We start from the raw sequence: 20,706 nt of genomic DNA on the forward strand, positions 1-20,706 counted from the left end.
AGTTATTACTTATAGATAAGTAACTTAATTATAAGTAATATCCCAAAATTGTTATATTAGATTTAAATTAACCATTATGAGGCCTTATGTAATAATCAACGTTGCCATGTCTCTAAACGGAAGGATCTCGTCTATAAATGGCTCCATTAAAATATCCGATGATTATGACTGGAACAGAACCATTGACCTCAGAAAAAGCGTGGATGCGGTTTTAATAGGTGCCGGAACGGTCATGGTCGATAATCCGGAATTAAAACACGCCAGATCAAGGATAATACTCGACGGAAATTATAAATTAAATGATAATTATAAGGTCTTTGATGGTGGTGTACCTACATACATCATAACAGGTGTTGATGTTTCATTAAAAAATGTCATTGTAATAAAATTAAATGACCTTGACATGAAAAATATATTGAACGTTCTTTATGAACACGGCATAAAAAGCATACTTGTTGAGGGCGGGGCCAATGTTATATCACAGTTCTTTTTAAATAAACTCTATGATGAATTTTATATCTATATTAATCCGGGTATGATCTTATCCGGAATGCCAGTTTTCAATGGTTTTGAGGCATCCGTTAATTATAATATATTAAAGCTTGGAGATGGCATATTATTAAAAATAAAATGATTTTAACGGAAAACAATAATTAAAGATTATATAGAATTACAGTATATAAAATAAATGTACGGTATCTCTGATTCACTGCTTGCATTGATCTTTATAGGTGCCTTATTATTCCTTGCAAAAATGGGTGAGGAACTCTTCGAAAGATTTAAGCTTGTGCCATACGTTGCCGCGGTTTTCATTGGAATAGTTATTGGCCCTGGTGTTCTTGGCCTTATAAAGATACTGCCAAACATAACGCTCTTTATATCACTTGGGATAAACTTCCTGCTTTTTGCTGGTGGTTCACTCGAATTTAAGGATATAAATACAAAGGAGCTTTTAAAAGTAAAGAATATTATTATAGGCATTCTGGAATTTATAATACCGTTTTCTTTAATATCTTTCATTGTTTATTACATATTTCATAATATTATTGTATCAATGGTTACAGGTATAGTAACTGGAATGTCCAGTGCAGGGCCGCTAACAAGACTTTTAAGCGATACAGGATTAAATAGAACGCAGGACGGGAATTCAATATTCAGGCAGGTTGTTGCAATAGAGATAAGTGCTGTTGTTTTGTTCTCGTTCCTGTCAGATGTTTACAGGGAAAAGATAACATTGATTCATATATTAATAATAGCAGCCGAGCTTTTTGTATCAATATTGCTTATAATACTATTTGGAAAGTACATTTTAAAGGGTTTTTTGGAAAAAATGGATATAAGTTCAAAGGCGCATGAAACAATAATAGCGATAATCATATCATTTATACTTATACTTGGGTTCGTTGGCCAGTACTATGGATTTAACTCTGCAATAGTTGCACTGTTTCTTGGTATAATTCTAAGGGATTTCATAAATGACAGGCCATTAATAGCAGAAAAGGTGTCAACCGTAACATATGGATTCTTCGAGCCACTATTTTTCATAGGTCTCGGCCTTTACTTTGTAAAAGTAAGCCTGTCATTGATAATCCTTGGGATAATCATATTTGTGCTTGGTCTTCTTATAAAACCAATTGCAGGAATAATATTCTCAAGATTCATTGGAATAAAGGCCCTAAGAAATGGCCTTGGCACCTCTGTAAACGGCGGTGTTGACGCGGCACTGCTTGTTGTTGCACTTTCAATTTCCATAGTAACAAGGTATCAATATTCTATAATAATGTTTGCAATATCATTGCTAACGCTTGCAGTGCCATTGCTATTTAATATTGAAAATCCGGTGATACCATCAAACAACTCAAGGTATGTATGGAACATTGTTGAGCAGCAGTTTAAAAACCTGAAGGCATGCGATATAGCAAAAACGCTTTAAACAGTCTCTGTGAATAAAAGGAATCCATTAAGCTTTGCATTTAAGATGTGCATGGATCTAAATGCCAGGGCCGTTGTTGTGATAGATAATAATAACTATGTCCTTGGCCAGATAACATTGAGCGATATGATCTCTCTGGGCGAGGGGAAATTGCAAACACTAAGGGTTTATGAGGCGGGCATAGTTCCAGTTATAAGAGTACACTGCAGTGCGCCTGCAACAGATCTTATAAGGATATTCAGGGATAAGGACCCGCCAATAGTGGCTGTGGTTGACAGCAACGAAAAATTTGTTGGAACAATACTTGAAAGGGAGATATTAAAGTATATATCAGATGTTCTGGATACAAAAAATTAGAAAATTTAAATAAATAAATTTCAATCCTATGCCATGTATGACATACCAGAACCGGAGGTTGGCCCTGAAAGGCCCAGATCGAAAGCAGCCAAATGGTATGCCATGATCGTTGTCATTATAGTTATAATTTCAGCTTTTGGTATAATATCACTTGATCACCCTGCATTTCCAAGGCCATATATCAGTGCAAGCTATTCCAGGGATGCATCCATTGGCCTGCCATACACAATAACGGTAAAAACGAGCTCGCCATTTAAAAATATAACAGTATTCTGGGGTGATGGTACATACAACACGATTTATTATTCAGGATCTGATGTATTTAAAATATCGCATATCTATAAATATCCCGGTGAGTATTATATATATTATACAGGAAACTTCACAAATGGATTTTATAATGGTAATAAAAGTTTGATTCCGGTTTACATACCGTTTAAAAACACATCAAATATAAGCGCACAGGGCATACTTTCAATTATATATAACAGGAACAATCATGTCGAATTATCTGCCACAACCACGGGAAACCCTGTTAATAAAAACTATTCAGTTATTTATCAATCAATAACATTGTTTAAAAATGGGTCCTACCTTAATAAATACAATTTAACATACGTTTACAATGAATCATTGGGCTATTACACGCCTTTAAACAATACATTATACCTTGATCTTAAAAATGGCTATTATAACGCATATCTATCCACAACGTCCGGAGAGATCATCAAGAGCGTTAATTATTATAAAATTTATGCGGTCAATACAAGACTAAACGGCCTTGTTTATAACAATGCAAGTAACATTTCTTCGTTATATTACATAAATGGCACGGCAGTTTATAAAAATAACACCTGCGCCCGCATGGCCGGTAATGGATCATTTTACTATTCCGGTGGCATTGATATAAAAAATGACATAGTTTATATATACAACGGCACAACGATAAATGGAAATCTATCAATGGATATTATAGGTTCCACAAGAATATCAAACAGGACCATAACGGGAAACTTCTCAACGAATAATAAAATTAAATTCGATTCAGGCACACTTGCCGTTATAAAAGATCTTTCAGGAAAATTATCTGGAAATATCTTCCTTTTTAATGGCGATAAATTTAAGATTCTTAATAATACAATGGTATCATTCAACAATGACAATATAACATATATGAACAGCTCATATATAAATTATAATAAAAGCCATGCGGTAAAATACGTTTATAAATATTATTATAAGATATCCGGATACAAGAATGAGACAAAAACAGGCTATTACCTGGACTTCTTTGTTGGAAACAGCTCTATATCAAGCAATTACATGGGATATTCAATAACCTATGGTGCTGTATCACCATATAATAACCTGGACCCACAGCTTGCATCATCACCTGCTGACCTGGAGATACTTTACAATACGTACAGCACTCTTGTTTCAGATATAAATGGAACCTATGTACCGGATCTTGCAGAGTATCTGCCTGCTCCGGGCCATGGCATCTCTGGCAATTACACAAATTACACGTTTAAAATAAGACCGGATGCCCAGTTCCAGAATGGCTCAAGGGTGACGCCGTGGGATGTTATGTACTCAATTGCAAGGGATATTTTATTATCAAACAGAACGGGTTCACCTGGATGGATCGTGGCAGATTATCTTCTTGGAAATTACAATGACCATAATTTCTATAATATAACTGGTGCTATTACAATAAACAATTTAACAGATGAGGTGACATTTCATTTCAAACAGCCCATAAGCCCGGAAAGGGCCTTCATGATATTCTCATCTCCCGGAACTTTTATAATTGATCCTCAATGGTTAAAATCAATAAACGCATCCTTTGCATGGTCCCCTTCAGGATTTAGCAACTACTCAAAATATTATAATAAAACAATAAAAAGCGTCTTTTCAGACGGCCCTTATGAGGTATACTATTCAATACCGGATTACAAGATTGTCCTAATAAAAAATCCATATTACATAGGTAGCAAGATCAATGAGAATGCCCCATACATTGTAAGGATTGTCTACGAGGATTCCGAGTCTGATCTTTATCAGTCAATAAGAAGCAACGAGACGCAGATAATAGAGACCAGCTATTATACAGGCACAATGTACAACATATCTGCAGGAAGCTTTGTTAACATAATCTCATTTTCGGATAATGTAAATGGAACGTTGCTTTCAAGGTATTCATACTATAATTTTCCATTGAATATATTTTCAAACTACTATGCAAGGAACATGATATACTCAATATATTTATACACGGTTACACATGATAAATCATACCTGAATGAATCTAAAAACGACTGGTCTTACATTGTAAAATTGGATAAAAATATAACATATGCTTCAGGCATTTATCTTTACAATGGAAAAAAGATTGTAATACCAGTATTTTCAGGTTATTCACAGCCTGATACGGAACTTACATACATAAGTGGTTACCTTTCAGATATCATTAAGGGCGGTTCGTTCCCAATAATTCCCGTTCCATCATCATATATATATTCAAATAATAGCTACATGCCGTTATATGATATTTCGATTTACAATACAACGGAAGACATTACAGGCATGGTAATAAACCATCTAAAATCAATGAATCTAAACAGTACAGAAATTAAAATGATATATAATATAAGCAGGGATTACATGAAAAATATTAATAATTATCCTTTAATAAAAAATATGTCATATCAATATAATTTATTCATTATTTCAAAGAGCTACAGGAGTAATATAATATACAATCCGCATTACAGCTTAAATGATGCCTGCAATGGTTACATAATATATTTCAACTATGTATCATGATACAATTATTATGGAAACACCAATATTTTTATATATATCAAGATATTTTTCAAGTATTTCATCATGGTCCTTTACAATGATTATGCTTGGTGATTTTATTATGGAGAGGCTGAACATTAATGACCTTAGGTTTTCAATGGAATTTTCGTAAACCATGGAATTTAAATCGACATTTAAACCTGATCTTCTTATATAGCCTTTCAATTCATTTGATATCTCATCACGTATATAATAGAAGATCCTTCTATTAAAATAGAATAAAAAGCTGTATCTCAATCTTTCAATGCCTGTTATCCTCCTTGAATTATTTTTTACAAGATCTGATTTATAGATGTTTCTTAATATTACAGCCTCGCCCACATCTATGCCGCGCTTCTTCATTATTAATATTTTAAATATTGACTCTGTATCACCTGAATTTATATATGATTCTATATCTCTTATATAATCGTAGACGCCATAAAGTATGCACCAGTAATCAAGAAAGCTTTTATTCTCTTTATAATATTTAATTAAATTTTCTATATCATTGTATGTGAACATCTCCCTCCTTATTATTGTATTTAAAATGTTCACAATTGCCCTTCTGCCTATCATTAAATATATCTCGTCAATCAGTCTGCTGTTCCTGTTCATTACCTTTGCCGGATTGGCCGGTACAAAGAACAGGCCATAATTTACAATTGAGTTTAAAAATTCCTGCCTTCTCCTTAGGTTCCTTATTTTATAGATATCAAGCAGGTTTTTACCATCAATTAGGAACGAGCCGGAAACCTCGCCATCATATATGCATGCAAGTGCCTTTGCTATATCGTCATCTCCATTTATTTTTATAATATCGCCGCTGGAGAGTCTAAAATCATCGCAACTTTTTATCATGCCATTGTTATTTATTTTTATATTACTGGCCTCTAGGATCATTTAAATTCACCATATGATTTGATACAATATTTGTTGAGATAACAAACAGTGAATAAAAGATTAACGGAAATAGTATAACCCACCAGTATCCAAGGGCGGCGTACCTTATCGATAATGAATCCATGTACATGATATTGCCGACGTTATTTAAATACGATGTGTAAATGCCTGAAAAGAATATGAATGCTATTATTGCAAGTGAATTTCCTATTCCAGAGAAGATCATGGCAAGTAGGTATCTTAATGATGCCGGTGTTTTGTACCTTCTTAAATACAATGGCCATATTGATAATCCAACACCTGTTGAAATGCTTATTGTCGATGGGCCGGCAAAGTATATTATTAGAACAGCAATCATTATATTTAGAAATAGAAATGAGGTTGATGCAGCGTCAATAATGTTCTTTACTATTTTATTTTTATACTGATGCACAAATATATAGAGCATTATTAATGATATCGCTGTTGATAGAAGTGCCATTGGTATATCGGTTATTAATGAGCCTATCAGTGCAGGAAATATGTATATGCCAAGGGGACCTGTTCCCATCAACATCTGGAAGCTCAATCTTGGTGGCTCCGGAACGCTGCTGTGCCCCGCAAAAAGTATTAAATTTGACGCTGATGAAACCCCGATTATCCTGGGATCAATTAAATCTATCATGAAGCCTGTTATGTAAAGAATTAATATAAAATAGAATATGTATACATGGTTATATCTCATAAACACCACCGTATGCATCAACTATAAAATAGAATATTATTATAATAATGAAGAAAATTAGCACGCTTGATGAAACTGAAAACGCATTGTAGTTATACCTTGAAGAATAAAAAAGTAATGACCACATGCCCTGATATGAAAAGATTATTCCAGATATAATTGAGCCTATAACAACAAGCAGGAATGATCTTTTTATGCCTGAAATAATTTTACTTCTTATATTGTTTCTAAGCTTTGATATCATGTCCTTATAACTGTTTGAATATATAATAAGCGACATGCCATAATCCCTTTTTATTTCATTGTAAACTGCCATGGATACATATGATGCAGTATAAACCATTGTTGGAATTACAATAGTAACAAACGGCATAATAAAATAGAGTATTGAGCTTAAAAAAACCGGTCCTGAGAGGTGAATGATTGAATCTATTATTATTGATCCGGTTGGATATGTAACTATTATATTATTATTGTATGGAATGACCCAGTGATTTTTTGGCCCAAAGGCCAGTGGTGATACCGTACCCTTGACGGGCAGCACGCCAAGGATCGAGCCAAAGATTAAAAGAATGGAAAGCCCTGTTAAGACATAAAAAAAGGGCATTAGGATCATGGATATATTAAATTTAAACCCGGACATGGATATTTTAATGCCGATATAATATCCAAGAATTAATGAAACAATAAATGATGTTATAATTATAAATAATGTGTTTGGAAGAAACACATGTATTGCCGAGATAAAGCTTCCATTATAGTATGGATTATTTACATAGCCCAGGTTGCCTGTTATTATATCCTTTAGATAATAAAAGTACTGTATTGGAACAGGATATTTTAAACCAAGGCTTTTTATGGAATAATTATAATTCAATGAAAAGCTTTTTTCAATGTAAATGTTTGAATTTGACCTGATAAATATAAATAAAACTGCTGTTGTGAATAAAAACGTATAAATGTATTTTAATGCAATTTTTGAAAGCTTCATTTACAAACTTGAATCATAAAGTAATTATTTAAATTTTCAGTTTTTCATGGACTCCGAGGTGTAAATTGTCATCAGTATGTCATCCACATATGAGCCATTTATTATGAACTGGTTTTTCCTTATACCCTCGATTTCAAAGCCAAGGTGCTTATAAAGGCTTATTGCATTTTTGTTCGATGAAAAAACCTCCAGGTTTACCTTTTCTATGCCGTGATCCATGGCCCATTCCAGTGCCTGCCTTATCATCCTTGTACCTATGCCAATGCCGCGGTATCCTGACATTATCGCTATGCCAAGATTTGCAGTATGCCTGTTCTTTTTATAAAAACCCCTTTGAAGCGTCAGAACACCGACGATTTTATTGTTTATTTCGCATACAAGTGTCAGCTCATCTGGATTTTTTAAACGCTCCTGCTCGCCTCGCTCCGTCAGCAGATAGTACTCGCCAACAAGGTAAATCTTTTCATCCATAACACTCTGCATGCAGTCAATTATCTGCCTTGCGTCCCTTGGATTTGCCTCGCGTATTATATAGTCCTTTGATTCTAAATGCCTCTTCCATATCATAAAAATCATTGGTTTTCAAGAAGGTTCTTAAGCTCCTTGTATAGATCATTGAATTCATCCAGTGCCTTCTTTCCTGATTCAATAACCTTGCGTTTATTTTCCATAAACGATGATGTTAGTATTGCACCCTCCCTTGAGGCCTCGATAATACCCTCGCGTTCCAGAATGCGCAATGAGTGTCTTATCTTATGCTCCGGTATGCCTGTCTCCTGGGACATCTTAATAATGCCCTGTGGCTGCTCCATTAAAAGTGTCCTTATTATTAGTATGTGCCTTCTAAGCGTGTCTATATCGTCCTTTACCTCTTTGAATATTGAATAATCATTCATGATATCGCATGTCACTTATTTATATATTATTTTCTATAACAGGGGAAAATAATATAATTAAGTATTGCTTATTACTAACATGAGTTTAAAGGCTGTTGTTATGGCTGGCGGCAAGGGCACAAGGCTAAGACCAATAACATATTCAATACCAAAGCCACTTGTGCCAATAGCTGGAAAACCATGTGTTAGCTATTTAATGGATTCATTTTATGATGCAGGTATAAAGGATGCAATAGTAACGACTGGCTACAAGTTTGAATCACTGATAAACGGTATAATAGAGGCAAAAAAACCAGATCAGAACGTATTATTTTCAGTTGAGAGGGAGCCGGCCGGCACCGCAGGCAGTGTAAAGCTCATATCAAATTTTATTGATGACACAATAGTTGTTGGCAGCGGTGATATATTATACGATTTTGATATAAAGAGTATAATAGATTTCCATAAAAAAAAGAATGCCAGCGTCACAATAGTTCTTACAAGGGTCGATGACCCAAGCCAGTTTGGAATCGTTGACCTAAAGGATGATGTAATAACCAGATTCCTTGAAAAACCGGCCGCAGGTGAGGCATTTTCAAATATAGTAAATGCTGGAATATACGTTATAGAACCTGAGGTATTAAAATACATAGATAAAATCCCATTTGATTTTGCAAAGGAGCTCTTTCCAAGATTGATGCGCCATGGAACGCCGATCTATGGGTATCTTGGAAACGGTACATGGCTTGATACAGGAAGGCCAAATGATCTTATAAAGGGAAACCAGATCATGGTTAACAAATACGGTTTTAAATACGATTCGAAAAACATCACCGGTAAAAATATAATAAAAACCACATCAGATCTGTCAGATGATATTATTGATTCATCGTATATAGGCACAAACCTGCAGATAGGCAAAAATACCGTTATAAAAGGTTCTGCAATATACAACGGTGTTGTTTTGGGCAACAATGTTCACATAGAGGATTCAATAATAATGGATGCAAGCAGGATCATGGACAATACCGTGATAAAAAAATCGGTTATAATGAGGAACTGCGTAATAGGAGAGGATTCTGAAATCATTGAAAGCGTCATATCACCGGATCTTGATCTGCATGGAAAATCCAGGGTTTATAATGTTTCACTTGCATCAAAGATTATAACAGATGAGCAAGTATGAGTATAAAATAAAAGATTATTATTAATACAGCTATGATTATTGAGATGTAGACAAGCCTCCTATCGTTGCCGAATATTATTGGCACAGGCCCTATCAATAGAAATCCAGAATATTTTTTGCTGCTTTCTTTATAATCGTCTTTATTATATTCATTTTTGCTGTCTTCATGGTCATATTCATCCTGGTATTCATAGTATTTATAATCATTATATCTGTAATCGTTAACAAAGGGATAAAAAAAGATCATTATAAAGCCTATAAAGATTAACAAAAATGGTATTATTGAAAGCACGCTGGTGCTTATTGCAAATGGGAAGACGAGAAATAATCCAAGCTTTACAAGACCAAAAATGGCAAGGATTATAAACAACAGAAAGCCAGAGAATATTAAAGCAAGTCCTGCCTTAATGTAGTTCATATCTAAAATAAATAAATTTTAATATATTTCCTTTTGTATTCAAAGAAAACCAGCTTTTTGAAGTATGAGCAGATCCTCGGTTGTGAGCTGCTCACCATTCTTGAACCTTTCGAAGAGCTCGGATGCCTTCTGCTGGAGTTCATTTTCCTTTTCCTTCTTTCTGGTGCTCCTGTTTTTATTTCTCAGGGCGGATATTGCCTTTTCAAGGTCCCTTAGATCGTTCTTGGCCTTTATAAATGCCTGATGTTCTTTTTCTGCCTCCTGATTGTATTTAACGAACTGTTCGTGGTTTTCATCTGCCTCTTTTCTTACGTTGTCAAGAACCTGCAGCTCAGATGTTATCTGCTCGCTCAGCTCGGATATCCTGTTTGATATCTCCTCTATTTGCTTTTTGTAATCCTCGCCGGCTTTTCTCTCCTCGTTTATTTTCTGTGTAATCTCCTTTATATCGGTGTTTTTTAGAAGCTCGTCATCGCGCTCTGCCTTCATTCTCTTTATTTCATTTGTAAGCCTTCTGATCTCGGTTATAATCTTGTTTTCGTCCTCCTTTGATAATTCCGTTGTCTGCTGCTTCTTTTCAAGGTACTGCAGTTCACGTTCCTTTGATTTTATATCCTTTGTGTTTATTTTCTGCACGGCGCTGGCCTTTAGTTTTTTGTATTCCTCCCTAAGCCTGGAGAGCTCCCTGTAATGTGCCTCCTTTTCCTCTCGCAGCTTCTTGATCTTCTCTATTAGATCGTTCTTTTCGGCTATCTTTTTCTTTGCCTCTTCCCTGAGCTCGTGCGTCCTTGCATTCAATTCGTCGCGTTTCTTCGCAAACTTCTGCGCCTCTTCGTTTGCTGCATCGCGCCTCTTTATATGCTCTTCTACCTCGGCTCTTAAGCTTTCTCGCTTACTTTCAAATTCTTCCAGAAGGTCGGTCATGATAACACTTCGATAAAAGTAATTCATAATTAAGGCGCCAGATATATATTTTTCTATTATCGATTATAGAAACATTTAATTATTTACGATTTTTATCCATGATTTCATTAAATGATTTATAAAGTATATTATCACCATCCTTAACAATAAAATCCGCAGTTGTGTTTAGTATTGACCTTATAATTGTATGCCTCTCATTTATGTATTCGTCATACTTTTCTGGATGTGGCGACATTGACTGGATCTTTAATGCATTGTTTAAAAGTGCTATTTGAAGCTTTAATTCAAAGCGTTTTCTCTCACTAAGGCTGTTAACATCAAACGTCTTTACCATTTTATGCCTATACTCAAGGGCTCTTTATTAATTTTTTTATTTATTGACCATTAGGCTTATAAAGTCTCTTATGTTTATTTATGGTCATATGGAAAAATCTGAGAGAAAAAATTATTTAAGGGAGTCCAGGGAGGTATCATATATTTCGCTTGCGCTTTTAATAATATCATATATTGTAATTTCATCGATCAGGTTCAGCTTTTATTTGCTTTCAATAATGTTAATTGTCTCGCTATTAAATTTTTCAATATATTTTTACATGAGGTATAAAATACATGCCAGGTATCATAAAAACATCGATATCCAGGGATACATACTGGAGGATAATTCATGGCGCTATGTTCTCTCTTTATCTGTTCTGTTAACGATCTTTATCTTTCTTGAGTATCCATTTCCATTCATAAGATTCTATTCATTTATATTGATAGTAAACGCATTCGTAATAACAACATGGATTGTTTCATTAAATGGCCCGATAATAGGCATGCTAATATCAAGATCGGATCCGCTTTACGAGCCGTTTCTTTACAGGGCCATGGAGCTTGCAAATGCAATGAATATAAATGTTCCTGATCTTTACATACTTGATACAAGGAATAGAATAGCAAATGCCTTTACAGTCAGCAGGAAGGAATCATACGTTTTTATAACCAGGCTTTTAATGAACATACTTGATGTTGATGAGGTAACAGCTGTTATGGCTCATGAGTTTGCACATATAAAGCTAAGGCATAATTTAAAGACATCAATAATAAACTTTGCAGTAATATTATTTTTAATAAATATAGCACTCTATGGCCTAACACTGGATTCATTTGCCGGTATCATGCTTCCTGTTATATCAATAATAATATACATGTTTTTTACAACATTTTTATTGAATTATATAAAAAGAAGGAACGAAATAAACGCTGATCTTACAGCCATAAAATATGTTAATCCGGATTATTTAATAAGTGCGCTTCATAAGATAGAAAACCTTGAAATATTTAGCAGGAGAATAAGCGATATATACCTTGATCATCCGTCAATAGACAGGAGGATATCAATAATAAACAGATCAAGAAGCTCATAAATTTAATAATATAAGATATAATTGAAGTGCATGCTCAATATCGTTATAGGTGATGCCGAGCTTGAAACAATACCAGATGAAATGAGGAATGACCCAGTGCTTAGAAGGATGGCAAATAAAAATAAGAAGGATATAAATTATATGCTTCTGGATTCAAATTACATGCACAGCATTATTGAAAGGTACTACCCTGGAAAATCAAACAGGTTTGGCAGGCCTGATATAATATACATATTCCTTGAGGTTGCACTGGAATCAATCCTGAACAAGTCAGGTAATCTAAGAATATTTATACATACAAAGAGAAATAAGGTCATAGAGATAAATCCTGAGGTAAGGCTTCCAAAATCATATAATAGATTCCAGGGGCTCATTGAGGATCTGTTTAGAAAGAACAGGATTGTATACAATGGAAACACACTTTTAGATATGTATGACATGGATCTTTTAAGCCTGCTATCAAGATTCAATAACGTTATAGTTCTATCACCGCATGGCGAAAAGAATAGATTGAACAATATTATTTCAGATGATGTTTGCTTTCTCATAGGCGGATTCTCTGAGGGCGATTACATAACTGATGTCTATAAAAAATATAAATCATATTCAATATTCAACGAGGAGCTTACGATATGGTCAGTGGGCATGGAGGTAATAACCGAATATGAAAGATTTAAAGGTCTTTTGTAATATCATCGAGATCCCTGCCGCACATTTTTGATAGTTCCTCATGAAGTTTTTTTATTCTTAATGCTGCATCGTGAAGATTTTTATTTTCGTATTTATCCATGAGCTGTTTTAAATTTATTATTCTATCCATTGATACAAGGTTATCGGCATGTGCAACGATCTTTTCCTCAATGGTTTCCGGGACATAGTCCTTAACCGGCAATCCAAGCTTCTGGGCCTCCTCACTTGTTATTCCTGCACCGGTATGCCTCTCGACGATTCTTACTATTCTATCATCAATATTCTTTTTCTTTAATATCTCTGCGCCTGCTATTGCATGATCTATATTATTTGTTTTTGTCCTGCCTATGTCGTGAAGAAGGGCACCGGCAGCCACAAGCCTTCTATCACATGGTATACAATCTGCCATGCGCATCGCAACCTTGTAAACAGTTTCAACATGCCTTATTATTAAATCGTCAGCATTCTCTGATTTTAATATCATTAGACACTGATCCTCATCCGGTATGTACTTGACAAGCTTCCCATGATTCATAGGTACAACATTTATTTTGCCCTCATATGATTTTTCCAGCTCCTTACCATCAAAATACCGGTCAAGGAAGATTGCCAGGGCAGCAACCTCGCTGTGTGGCTGGTTTGTTACCGATATATTATAATCGGCAATGAGATATGCATCTATTGGAACCTTCTCGGCACCCACCAAAACAAGTATGTCATCCCCTGATTTTATCTCATCGATCCTCTTTTCGATGGGCTCACCATACATTGTTAGATTCACCTTTGTGCCATGGAATTTTTTCATGAAGCTTTTCCATTCTATGCCGGTTTTTACTTCGAAGGAGCCACCGAAGTTGTCAACAACCTTTTTTACAGTGTTTTCAAGCTCATCGTCCCTGGTATCTATATAAATAGACGATGCGCCAAAGGCCCTGGCAACAAGCGCCACGTGCGTTGTTATCCTTTTATCACGGAATGGCCTGTGTCCTATCCTAAGTACGGTTATCATTTAAATGTCAGCCACCTTTTCTATTTTATATCCCTTTATTTGCAATATTGAAGATCTGTTTATAATGCCCTTTAGAAACGTCTGTGAAATGCCAAGCCTGTCTATAACATCACCGATAAAGATGCTGTTGTTCTCCATCATTGAGATGATCCTGTTTTCATAGTTTGTTAATTCATCATAGCTCATGGTGGTCGCATATATAATATCAGAGAGATCGGACATTGAGCCTATTAAATTAATCTGGACGCTTGAATAGTATGTATGATACGCCTTCTCCGGGCCGCTGCTGCCAGTGGTCCACTGCGTTTCTATTAACTTTATCTTGTCAAGATATAAAAGTGCTTTTTTACCATCGGCACCGTATTTTTCCTCTATCTGCTGCATGGTTATCCAGCCAGTTGAAAGATCAAGCAATAATTTTCTCTTTACATCAGTATCAGCCGCATGGAATATTGTAACAAGTTCTCCAACGTCATTAACAACCTTAATTCTGCTTGCCATTTTATTCACAATTGTTATATCGGATATAATTATTTCTGAACTTTTATAATGTTCCTGTTTTTCTTTAAATTTAAAAAAGATTAATGTAGTAAATAAATATATAGAATTGTGAAGAACTGGAGCGGCCATATAGTTTTTAATGAATCATTCCACTGGAAGGATCTGGAGAAATACTTTCCGGACATGTACTACGCCGTCGAGGAAAAGACCAAGGTTAACCAGGAGGAAAAGCAGTTCGATGATGTTATGCTCGAGCTAAACATGGAGGAAATACTAAAGGACAGAAGACCATTTGGATACAGAAGGGAGAATGCAAAATTTAAGATGATAATACCACAGAATAAAAATGAGATAACGATATTCCATGGAACGCCATCAGATGAGATCGAGGATGTTACAGAGGAGGTTGCAGCCTGCATAAAGTCAAAGAAGATACATTTTAACATAGAATACGACAGGATGGTTTTAATAAAAATAACGGAAGAGAGATCTTAATTTTATATTAATTTAAACGATATTAAAATTAGTAAAAGTGATATCAGCCTTGAGAGTTCTCCTGTAAAGCCAATTATATCTCCATTGATGCCATTAAAGATTTTTTGTTCATGACTTTTAAAATAATATGATATAACAATTGATATTAATGAAAACATGGTAAATATTATATATTTATAGAATATTAAAAATATTAAAATAATAACAAGAAAATTGAAAAATGTTATTTTAAACGGTTTATCAAAATATGATATAAAAATTTCAGAGATTCCACCGGAGAATGAATTACTTTTGTACATTGACATTAACATGGAAAACCTTGAGATCGTCTCGGATAATATCAATGCAATTGAGCCCTGGATACTGTTAAAAGATGATAACAGGGATATTGTTATGATATAAATTATAAAAAATGTAACAACAGAACCTGTTCCATGATAAACATCCTTTATAATTATCTTCTTTTTCTCGGGATCGTGAACCATGAATGTATCGCCAAGGTCCAGAACAGCATCAGCATGATTGAATCCGTATATTATTATAAGGAATGAGACCGAGGCAACGGATGCAAGCAACTGGTTTATAAAGCTTGTTAGATAGAATATGGATGCCGCCATCAGACCTGTTATTGCACCTGTAATTGTGAAAAAGAATACAATATTTTTATTAAGATCAGCTTTAACAGGTATGATTGTGAAAAAAGATATTGCCGATTTTAATCCCTGCATGTTTTTCCCTTGACAACGTCAAATTCATGGTTTAAATGCCTTTTATTTAATATTAAATATTCCCTTGAATTTTCCTCTGCCATCTTTCTGTACTTTTCATCCGTTTTTATTACCCTTGCCGGAAGGCCTGCCACCAGTGCATTCTCAGGCGATTCAAAACCCTCGGTTACAACGGCACCAGCTGCTATAACTGAGCCCGATCTTATATGCGAGCCGTTCATGAGTATTGCACCCATACCCACAAGAACAAGATCATCAACAGTGCTTCCATGCACTATTGCATTGTGGCCTATAGAAACATTCCTGCCAATTATGGTTTTGTCCCTTAATGATGTATGAACTGTTGCGTTATCCTGTATATTTGTATTATCGCCTATGATTATACTGTTCTGATCGCCACGTATTACACATGAATCCATTATTGTTACGTTGTCGCCTATGGTAACATCGCCAATTATAACAGCCGTATCCGCAATAAATACATTCCTGCCTATTTTTACCATAAGGAGTTAATAGTTTAATATAAAAAAATGTTTTTAAGCGATAATATATATTTTTATTTTCACTATATATGTATAAAAACCTTTTTAAATATATTATTAATGCATAACACAATGGAAGAATATGCTATTGGTGATTTAAAGGCGGTTTCAAAGGAGCTAAGAAAGAAGATCATTGAAATGGTTTACACCGCAAAAAGCGGTCATCCTGGTGGATCACTCAGCATAGCAGATGTTTTAACCGTGCTTTACTTTAAGGAGATGAATATAGACCCAAGGAATCCATATAAAAAGGATAGGGACATTCTTGTCATGAGCAAGGGCCATGCATCACCGGCGCTTTATGGAATCCTGGCAATGAGGGGTTTCTTCGATGAATCATTATTATCTGGTTTTAGAAGTATCAATTCCGATCTTGAAGGTCACGTTCACCGTGGCATACCAGGTGTTGAGACATCCACAGGCTCACTTGGCCAGGGCCTTGGTGTTGCCGTCGGCTTTGCCATTGCATCAAAGATGGACAGGATAAAAAACCATGTTTATGCAATACTTGGCGATGGTGAGATGGAGGAGGGCAGCACCTGGGAATCAGTAATGGCAGCATACAAGTTTGGATTGAATAATTTGATAGCAATACTTGACAGAAATAGAATACAGCTGGATGGTTTCACAGAGGATATCATGCCATTGAATGATATAGGCAAGAAGGTAAGATCATTTGGCTGGCACGTCTATGATATAGATGGCCATGATTTCAATGAGATTGAGGCCGCAATAGAGGATGCAAAGCAGAATAATGATGCCCCAAGCTTTATTGTTGCACATACAGTAAAGGGCAGGGGCGTCAGCTACATGGAAAACAATCCAAAGTACCATGGTGCACCGCCAAAGAACGATGATGAATTTAAAAGGGCCATCGATGATATAGAGGCGATGTAAATTGCAGGCCGAGATTCTTGAAAGTTTAAGGGAGGCATACGGCGATGAGCTTGCAAGGCTTGGATCGAAAAACAGGAACATAGTTGTTCTCGATGCCGATCTTTCATCATCCACAAAAACCGAGATTTTCTGGAAGAGCTTTCCGGATCGTTTCTTTAATATGGGCATATCAGAGCAGTCAATGGTAACCACTGCGGCCGGTCTTGCACTCTCAGGCAAAAAGGTCTTTGCATCAACCTTTGCTGTCTTCCTTTCAAGAACATACGAGCAGCTCAGGCAGTCAATATGCTATAACAATGCACCGGTGAACTTTGTTGTTACACATTCAGGAATATCGGTTGGTGAGGATGGCCCAACACACCAGATGCTTGAGGATGTTGGAATAATGTCCGGACTGCCAAACATGCATGTTATAGTGCCTGCAGATTCTGTTGAGACGAGGAAGGTTATAGACTACCTTGCCGATTATGGAGATTCACCACATTATGTCAGATTAACAAGGGAGAAGTTTCCGGTTATATACAGCAATGATTATGAATTCATTGAGGGTAAGGCATCGACATTAAATGATGGTAATGATATAACAATAATTGCATATGGCATCATGGTATCATTTGCATTAAGGGCAGCAGATCTTCTTAAGGAGAATAACATATCTGCAAGGGTCATAAACATGTCATCGATAAAACCAATAGACCGCGATGTTATAATAAAGGCCGCCAGGGAAACAGGAAGAATAATTACAGCAGAGGAGCATTCAATTTACAATGGCCTTGGAAGCCGGGTTGCAGAGATCATCGCCGAGAATCAGTACGCAAGGCTTAAGCGCTTTGGCATGAATGATACCTTTGGAAAGAGCGGAAAGGGTATGGAGCTCTTTGATTACTTCCACATAGGATATAAGGATCTTTTTAATACGGCAATGAACATGGTAAATGGTGATAAAAGATGAAGATATTTCTTGATACTGCAAATATAGATGAAATAAAGGATGCAATAGAATACGGGCTCATAGATGGCGTAACAACGAACCCAACACTTATTTCAAGGGAGCAAAAGGAGGGCCGTGGTTTTTCTGATATCGTTAAGGATATATTAAAAACCGTGGATGGACCCGTAAGCATAGAGGTGGTGGCAACAGATTACCAGGGAATGATTGACCAGGCAACAAAGATACACAACCTTGGTCCAAACGCCGTTATAAAGATACCAATGACGCTTGCCGGCCTCAGGGCAATGAAGACACTCTCGGAGAAGCACATACCTGTAAACTGCACACTTGTTTTCAATGCAATACAGGCAACCCTTGCGGCCAGAAACGGTGCGGAATATGTATCACCATTCGTTGGCAGGCTTGACGATATAGGCGAGGATGGTATGGAGATCATAAACCAGATAAGAACAATATATAATAATTATTCATTTAAGACAAAGATATTAGTAGCCTCCGTTAGAAATCCAGTGCATGTCCTGAGATCCATGATCATCGGTGCTGATGTGATAACAATGCCTTATGATGTAATAAAAAAGCTTGCAATGCATCCCAAAACAGATGAGGGGCTATCAAAATTTTTAAGCGACTGGAAAAAGGTATCTCCAGACGGTTCATTCCCAATTTAAAAAAATATTTTAAAAATTATTTCCTTTTATATAAAACAACGGCAACTATTGCAACAATTATTATTATAACGGCTGCTATGATTCCATAATCTGTTAATGGTATTGGCCTTGCAATGCTGGTAACCGGTTTTTCACTTGTTATTTCTATTGTATGGTTCGAGAAGTGTGGTATGTATAGATAAATGTATGCACCTGATGATGTCTCTGTGTATGCATAATAGGCACTTCCAGTTTCATTTGCTATCTTTGAAAGCGATACATTGGATGCCAGGCTTCCATCAAAGTAAACATAGAATTTATTCGATTTAAGGACGCTTGAGGATACAAAGAATGATACTATTGTTCCTTTATGAAGCCTTGATGATATTTTAAAGTAAAGGGCATTTGATGAATGCTTATAAAATGATAAATTTACAGATGAGTTGTAATAAACCGGTGATGTGTATATAGATGAGTTTACGTTATCTATTATATCCTGAACGGCAAGCCTTCCGCTGCTTAAAAGATGTGACATTACATTGCCCTTTATGTATCCTGGCGGTGATACAAATTTTATAAATGATGTGTTGCTGGACATTACAGTTATAACATTGTTTTTAACTGTGTAGTTTCCATAGATAAAGAAGACGGTTACATTGTTATTGTTGTTAACATATATTATATGGTCTGCGGGCTGCAATTTTGCGTTTAATAATAAACTGAATTCCATGGACTGGTTCATCGCTGATATATTCACACCTACCGGCATTGGCATTGTATAATTATATATCCTTGCCGTGGATGGAAGGTATATCTTAAGCTCTGAATCCTTTATTAATATGTTTGTCTCCAGTGTTGGATTGTTATGAAACATGTACAAACCTGTTAGGTTTGTATATAACATTATATCGCCGCGCGTTATTATATTTGGTGATACACTTACATTTGATATCAATGATTTTGAGTACATCTTATTAAATATTACATTTCCTGTTATATTATTTGTAAGGTTGTAGAAAACGCCGTTTTTATAATACATCTTTATGTATCTGCCTGAAACATTCCCGTTGGAGTACTGTATTTTTAAATAGGCATGCCTGTGCTCGAAATAGCCATTTAAAAAGTTCTGGACCGGTTTCTCGCCCTCGATAAGATCAACGTCTATTGAGTACAATTTTACATTCCTGACCTTAACACCAGTGGGCTCTGATATGTATAATGTATTGTTTGATAGTGATGTCTTGTTTCCATTTATATACATTGTAAAGTAAAGTGATTTGTATTCTATTAAATAAATTGATTCGTGCTCGTAAACAGAGATGCCAAGGATATTAACAGTTGAATTTAATGATTGTGAGTATGTAACGTTTACATCTTTGTTAAAGTATATTATTATTGACGATGAATTACCAAATGTTTCAAATGATAGTATTCTGCCGCTCTTTATTATTGATAGGTTCCCTGATGACACAAAAGGCCCTGAGCTGCCATGGGCAACGATCTTATCTATTATTATAGAACCATTGTAGGATACATTTAATGCACCATATGATTCCTTGGTATAATTATATCCATTTTTATATGGCATTGCATTTGATGCTGATGCGAGCATGCCTATTAAAAACAATGATACAAGTATAATTGATATGAACTTTTTGTTCATGCTGCATTAATAAAATTT

The 20,706-nt window shown here is 35.4% G+C and carries 24 protein-coding genes; 11 read left to right on the plus strand and 13 right to left on the minus strand.

Annotated elements, in window-relative coordinates; all coding sequences use genetic code 11:
* Positions 1–76: 76 nt before the first annotated feature.
* The 4 genes from B8780_RS01345 to B8780_RS01355 are packed head-to-tail and all read left to right on the plus strand — an operon-like array spanning position 77 to position 5,116.
* A complete protein-coding gene (locus tag B8780_RS01345; protein WP_084272393.1) occupies positions 77–634 on the plus strand; it encodes a RibD family protein in 558 nt (185 codons plus the stop codon).
* Positions 635–688: 54 nt separating this feature from the next.
* Complete coding sequence (locus B8780_RS01350; RefSeq protein WP_236719342.1) at positions 689–1,933, plus strand: cation:proton antiporter; 1,245 nt, start codon at positions 689–691, stop codon at positions 1,931–1,933.
* A gap of 9 nt (positions 1,934–1,942) precedes the next feature.
* Entirely contained in the window at positions 1,943–2,290 is a 348-nt protein-coding gene (locus B8780_RS08250; RefSeq protein WP_236719343.1) for a CBS domain-containing protein, read from the plus strand.
* 33 nt (positions 2,291–2,323) lie between these two features.
* On the plus strand, positions 2,324–5,116 hold the full coding sequence (locus tag B8780_RS01355) for an ABC transporter substrate-binding protein (RefSeq protein WP_084272394.1): 2,793 nt from the start codon (positions 2,324–2,326) through the stop codon (positions 5,114–5,116).
* Here the strand turns inward: B8780_RS01355 and B8780_RS01360 are convergent.
* From B8780_RS01360 to B8780_RS01380, 5 genes are read right to left on the minus strand one after another with little or no spacing between them, the layout of a single operon-like run.
* On the minus strand, positions 5,111–6,037 hold the full coding sequence (locus B8780_RS01360; RefSeq protein ID WP_084272395.1) for a hypothetical protein: 927 nt from the start codon (positions 6,035–6,037) through the stop codon (positions 5,111–5,113). The two genes, B8780_RS01355 and B8780_RS01360, sit on opposite strands and share 6 nt — an antisense overlap.
* Positions 6,018–6,761, minus strand: coding sequence for a hypothetical protein (locus tag B8780_RS01365; RefSeq protein WP_084272396.1), 744 nt, complete (start codon positions 6,759–6,761; stop codon positions 6,018–6,020). The genes B8780_RS01360 and B8780_RS01365 overlap by 20 nt, the downstream gene beginning before the upstream one ends.
* On the minus strand, positions 6,751–7,752 hold the full coding sequence (locus B8780_RS01370; protein WP_084272397.1) for an ABC transporter permease family protein: 1,002 nt from the start codon (positions 7,750–7,752) through the stop codon (positions 6,751–6,753). Before B8780_RS01370 ends, B8780_RS01365 begins: the two co-directional genes overlap by 11 nt.
* A 36-nt stretch (positions 7,753–7,788) precedes the next feature.
* A complete protein-coding gene (locus B8780_RS01375) occupies positions 7,789–8,319 on the minus strand; it encodes a GNAT family N-acetyltransferase (protein WP_236719344.1) in 531 nt (176 codons plus the stop codon).
* 5 nt (positions 8,320–8,324) lie between these two features.
* Positions 8,325–8,648: a transcriptional regulator gene (locus B8780_RS01380; protein ID WP_084272399.1), complete on the minus strand. Its 324-nt coding sequence runs from the start codon at positions 8,646–8,648 to the stop codon at positions 8,325–8,327.
* A 79-nt stretch (positions 8,649–8,727) separates the two neighbouring features.
* Between B8780_RS01380 and B8780_RS01385 the strand changes: the two genes are divergently transcribed.
* Positions 8,728–9,813, plus strand: a complete 1,086-nt coding sequence (locus B8780_RS01385) for a nucleotidyltransferase family protein (RefSeq protein ID WP_011177503.1) — start codon at positions 8,728–8,730, stop codon at positions 9,811–9,813.
* Here the strand turns inward: B8780_RS01385 and B8780_RS01390 are convergent.
* From B8780_RS01390 to B8780_RS01400, 3 genes are all read right to left on the minus strand, one after another.
* On the minus strand, positions 9,791–10,231 hold the full coding sequence (locus tag B8780_RS01390; protein ID WP_084272400.1) for a TIGR00304 family membrane protein: 441 nt from the start codon (positions 10,229–10,231) through the stop codon (positions 9,791–9,793). The two genes, B8780_RS01385 and B8780_RS01390, sit on opposite strands and share 23 nt — an antisense overlap.
* A 39-nt stretch (positions 10,232–10,270) precedes the next feature.
* Positions 10,271–11,155 (minus strand): coiled-coil protein, encoded by an 885-nt coding sequence (locus tag B8780_RS01395; protein ID WP_084272401.1) that lies wholly within the window; start codon positions 11,153–11,155, stop codon positions 10,271–10,273.
* Between the two features lie 79 nt (positions 11,156–11,234).
* A complete protein-coding gene (locus B8780_RS01400) occupies positions 11,235–11,489 on the minus strand; it encodes a hypothetical protein (protein WP_084272402.1) in 255 nt (84 codons plus the stop codon).
* 88 nt (positions 11,490–11,577) lie between these two features.
* On the opposite strand from B8780_RS01400, the gene B8780_RS01405 reads away from it, so the two are divergent.
* Together B8780_RS01405 and B8780_RS01410 are read left to right on the plus strand one after the other, a co-directional pair.
* Complete coding sequence (locus B8780_RS01405; RefSeq protein WP_161939663.1) at positions 11,578–12,564, plus strand: M48 family metallopeptidase; 987 nt, start codon at positions 11,578–11,580, stop codon at positions 12,562–12,564.
* Positions 12,565–12,594: 30 nt separating this feature from the next.
* A complete protein-coding gene (locus tag B8780_RS01410; RefSeq protein ID WP_011177498.1) occupies positions 12,595–13,254 on the plus strand; it encodes a 16S rRNA (pseudouridine(914)-N(1))-methyltransferase Nep1 in 660 nt (219 codons plus the stop codon).
* On the opposite strand, the gene B8780_RS01415 is transcribed toward B8780_RS01410, so the two are convergent.
* Both B8780_RS01415 and B8780_RS01420 read right to left on the minus strand, forming a co-directional pair.
* Positions 13,238–14,263, minus strand: a complete 1,026-nt coding sequence (locus tag B8780_RS01415) for a tRNA (cytidine(56)-2'-O)-methyltransferase (protein ID WP_084272403.1) — start codon at positions 14,261–14,263, stop codon at positions 13,238–13,240. The genes B8780_RS01410 and B8780_RS01415 overlap by 17 nt on opposite strands.
* Positions 14,264–14,764 (minus strand): ArsR family transcriptional regulator, encoded by a 501-nt coding sequence (locus B8780_RS01420; RefSeq protein ID WP_011177496.1) that lies wholly within the window; start codon positions 14,762–14,764, stop codon positions 14,264–14,266.
* Between the two features lie 108 nt (positions 14,765–14,872).
* Between B8780_RS01420 and B8780_RS01425 the strand changes: the two genes are divergently transcribed.
* Positions 14,873–15,259, plus strand: a complete 387-nt coding sequence (locus B8780_RS01425; RefSeq protein WP_011177495.1) for a hypothetical protein — start codon at positions 14,873–14,875, stop codon at positions 15,257–15,259.
* Positions 15,260–15,261: 2 nt separating this feature from the next.
* Here the strand turns inward: B8780_RS01425 and cobS are convergent, their stop codons facing one another.
* Together cobS and B8780_RS01435 are read right to left on the minus strand one after the other, a co-directional pair.
* Positions 15,262–15,987 carry an adenosylcobinamide-GDP ribazoletransferase gene (cobS, locus tag B8780_RS01430; RefSeq protein WP_011177494.1) on the minus strand — a complete coding sequence of 242 codons (726 nt, stop codon included), beginning with the start codon at positions 15,985–15,987 and terminating at the stop codon, positions 15,262–15,264.
* Positions 15,975–16,490, minus strand: coding sequence for a gamma carbonic anhydrase family protein (locus B8780_RS01435; RefSeq protein WP_011177493.1), 516 nt, complete (start codon positions 16,488–16,490; stop codon positions 15,975–15,977). Before B8780_RS01435 ends, cobS begins: the two co-directional genes overlap by 13 nt.
* 111 nt (positions 16,491–16,601) lie before the next feature.
* Here B8780_RS01435 and B8780_RS01440 point away from each other — a divergent pair, with 111 nt between their 5' ends.
* Genes B8780_RS01440 through fsa form a run of 3 tightly spaced genes read left to right on the plus strand, consistent with a single transcriptional unit; the run spans position 16,602 to position 19,046 of the window.
* Positions 16,602–17,426, plus strand: coding sequence for a transketolase (locus B8780_RS01440; RefSeq protein ID WP_048059593.1), 825 nt, complete (start codon positions 16,602–16,604; stop codon positions 17,424–17,426).
* A 1-nt stretch (position 17,427) separates the two neighbouring features.
* Positions 17,428–18,378: a transketolase family protein gene (locus B8780_RS01445; protein ID WP_011177491.1), complete on the plus strand. Its 951-nt coding sequence runs from the start codon at positions 17,428–17,430 to the stop codon at positions 18,376–18,378.
* Positions 18,375–19,046 carry a fructose-6-phosphate aldolase gene (gene fsa, locus B8780_RS01450; protein ID WP_011177490.1) on the plus strand — a complete coding sequence of 224 codons (672 nt, stop codon included), beginning with the start codon at positions 18,375–18,377 and terminating at the stop codon, positions 19,044–19,046. Before B8780_RS01445 ends, fsa begins: the two co-directional genes overlap by 4 nt.
* Positions 19,047–19,062: 16 nt before the next feature.
* Here fsa and B8780_RS01455 read toward each other — a convergent pair whose 3' ends face one another.
* The gene (locus tag B8780_RS01455) at positions 19,063–20,688 is read right to left on the minus strand and encodes a hypothetical protein (protein WP_084272404.1); all 1,626 of its coding nucleotides are present in this window, start codon (positions 20,686–20,688) and stop codon (positions 19,063–19,065) included.
* Between the last annotated feature and the right edge of the window lie 18 nt (positions 20,689–20,706).

This window comes from Picrophilus oshimae DSM 9789, from assembly GCF_900176435.1.
Classification (GTDB): domain Archaea; phylum Thermoplasmatota; class Thermoplasmata; order Thermoplasmatales; family Thermoplasmataceae; genus Picrophilus; species Picrophilus oshimae.

Coding starts and splice junctions, on each gene's coding strand:
- B8780_RS01390 (WP_084272400.1), bottom strand. CDS start 10,231: ATGAACTACATTAAGGCAGGACTTGCTTTAATATTCTCTGGCTTTCTG.
- B8780_RS01370 (WP_084272397.1), bottom strand. CDS start 7,752: ATGAAGCTTTCAAAAATTGCATTAAAATACATTTATACGTTTTTATTC.
- B8780_RS01375 (WP_236719344.1), bottom strand. CDS start 8,319: ATGATATGGAAGAGGCATTTAGAATCAAAGGACTATATAATACGCGAG.
- B8780_RS01355 (WP_084272394.1), top strand. CDS start 2,324: ATGTATGACATACCAGAACCGGAGGTTGGCCCTGAAAGGCCCAGATCG.
- B8780_RS01420 (WP_011177496.1), bottom strand. CDS start 14,764: ATGGCAAGCAGAATTAAGGTTGTTAATGACGTTGGAGAACTTGTTACA.
- B8780_RS01415 (WP_084272403.1), bottom strand. CDS start 14,263: ATGATAACCGTACTTAGGATAGGACACAGGCCATTCCGTGATAAAAGG.
- B8780_RS01440 (WP_048059593.1), top strand. CDS start 16,602: ATGGAAGAATATGCTATTGGTGATTTAAAGGCGGTTTCAAAGGAGCTA.
- B8780_RS01385 (WP_011177503.1), top strand. CDS start 8,728: ATGAGTTTAAAGGCTGTTGTTATGGCTGGCGGCAAGGGCACAAGGCTA.
- B8780_RS01365 (WP_084272396.1), bottom strand. CDS start 6,761: ATGAGATATAACCATGTATACATATTCTATTTTATATTAATTCTTTAC.
- B8780_RS01345 (WP_084272393.1), top strand. CDS start 77: ATGAGGCCTTATGTAATAATCAACGTTGCCATGTCTCTAAACGGAAGG.
- fsa (WP_011177490.1), top strand. CDS start 18,375: ATGAAGATATTTCTTGATACTGCAAATATAGATGAAATAAAGGATGCA.
- B8780_RS01455 (WP_084272404.1), bottom strand. CDS start 20,688: ATGAACAAAAAGTTCATATCAATTATACTTGTATCATTGTTTTTAATA.
- B8780_RS01405 (WP_161939663.1), top strand. CDS start 11,578: ATGGAAAAATCTGAGAGAAAAAATTATTTAAGGGAGTCCAGGGAGGTA.
- B8780_RS01400 (WP_084272402.1), bottom strand. CDS start 11,489: ATGGTAAAGACGTTTGATGTTAACAGCCTTAGTGAGAGAAAACGCTTT.
- B8780_RS01350 (WP_236719342.1), top strand. CDS start 689: ATGTACGGTATCTCTGATTCACTGCTTGCATTGATCTTTATAGGTGCC.
- B8780_RS01380 (WP_084272399.1), bottom strand. CDS start 8,648: ATGAATGATTATTCAATATTCAAAGAGGTAAAGGACGATATAGACACG.
- cobS (WP_011177494.1), bottom strand. CDS start 15,987: ATGCAGGGATTAAAATCGGCAATATCTTTTTTCACAATCATACCTGTT.
- B8780_RS01435 (WP_011177493.1), bottom strand. CDS start 16,490: ATGGTAAAAATAGGCAGGAATGTATTTATTGCGGATACGGCTGTTATA.
- B8780_RS01360 (WP_084272395.1), bottom strand. CDS start 6,037: ATGATCCTAGAGGCCAGTAATATAAAAATAAATAACAATGGCATGATA.
- B8780_RS01410 (WP_011177498.1), top strand. CDS start 12,595: ATGCTCAATATCGTTATAGGTGATGCCGAGCTTGAAACAATACCAGAT.
- B8780_RS01395 (WP_084272401.1), bottom strand. CDS start 11,155: ATGACCGACCTTCTGGAAGAATTTGAAAGTAAGCGAGAAAGCTTAAGA.